Genomic DNA, 1,390 nt, shown 5'->3' with positions numbered 1-1,390 from the left:
CTGAGTAGGTCATCTTTTATATTTCTCTTTGCTTGGTTTAAAAGCATTGTACCTTTTCTATTTTGGACTGACTATAGCAGAAATCTTTTATCAAAAAACTAACTACACAGCGTAAATAGTTAAATAAAATCAGTAAAAAAGGAAAATCTATTCCAACCAAAACCTTTTGACCTACCCTCTACACTGCCCGAACGCTCCAGCCTGTCTACAAATTATGCTATTCTATATTGGATATATATAAGCATTTATTTAGTTTTAGCAAATTTTTTAGTTATTGCTAATTAAACTATAAATCCAGACTTAAATACTTTAAATAGGCGTCCCATATGTTTATAAAAAAACATTTTTTTCATTTATCTATTTTTACCATGATATTTATGTTTTGCAGTAATGCACAAGCTGAAATTCATCAAGATAAAATCCAAGTAAAGGTATTTATCGCAGCAATGTTTGAAATTGGTGAAAATAGTGGAGATAAAGCAGGCGAATTTCAGCATTGGTATAATAAATACTTTACAGATAGTAAGCCTATAAAAGTAGAAGGTGCTCATAGCCCAGTTTATTGTAACTCCGAAGGTGTCTGTGGTTCGGTATTAGGAATGGGTAAAGTAGGGTCTTCAGCGTCCATGCAAGCAATCACACTTTTTCCTAAATTTGACTTTAGCAAAAGCTACTTCGTTCTAAGCGGTGTCGCAGGAACACCACCGAGTAAAGGCACGATAGGTGATGTCAGCTGGGCGTCTTGGCTCGTAGATTACGACTTAGGTCACCGCTGGAAAGCCGAAGAAGGTGAAAAAGGTGCACCTACGTTTACACCCCGTAAAGGCTACGAAGATATTCGCCGCTATCAACTTAACTCTGAACTGCTAAAATGGAACCTACATCTAAGCCAGTCAGTTGCTTTAAAAGATTCAAAAGAAGCCAGCGCATATCGAATGAAATATCCTGATGCAGCAGCACGACGGAGCCCAGCTATCACCGTAGGCACTCATATGACAGGAGATACCTTTTTTCATGGTCCAGGGTTGTCAAAACAAGCTCAATATATAGCTGAACTATATAATGCAGATGATTACATTATCACTGAAATGGAAGCCGCTGCAATAGCACAAGTACTTAACAGAACGGTAGGTATTGAACGCATCATGAGCTTACGTGGTACAGTGAATTTTGACCAAGGTAATCCAAATGAGACTACTCTTCAACATCTAGATCCAGCGCCAGGAGAAACAGCTGGTGGCTTTGCAGAAACAGTAGAAAATATCCTGCTAGTAGGATCGAAAACTGTCGATCACATCGTTGATAACTGGGATTGAACCGCCCCGAGTATATCGGAGAGTGTTTTACTTGAGTCAGGCAGCCATGCCTGACAGGGTTAAATTGTCATAAT

General features: G+C 38.6%; 1 protein-coding gene. It reads left to right on the top strand.

The window, feature by feature from the left end; genetic code table 11:
* The first annotated feature begins 326 nt into the window (after window positions 1–326).
* Window positions 327–1,316, top strand: coding sequence for a purine nucleoside permease (locus JMY00_RS13430; protein ID WP_201580527.1), 990 nt, complete (start codon window positions 327–329; stop codon window positions 1,314–1,316).
* The last annotated feature ends 74 nt before the right edge of the window (window positions 1,317–1,390 follow it).

This window comes from Psychrobacter sp. Pi2-52 (assembly GCF_904846705.1).
GTDB lineage: Bacteria > Pseudomonadota > Gammaproteobacteria > Pseudomonadales > Moraxellaceae > Psychrobacter.
The sequence above is the reverse complement of the archived record's forward strand: the minus strand, read 5'-3'. Positions and strand labels throughout refer to the sequence as shown.

Bases quoted from the DNA above. Each gene is read 5' to 3' on its own strand.
- JMY00_RS13430 (WP_201580527.1), top strand. From the start codon at position 327: ATGTTTATAAAAAAACATTTTTTTCATTTATCTATTTTTACCATGATA.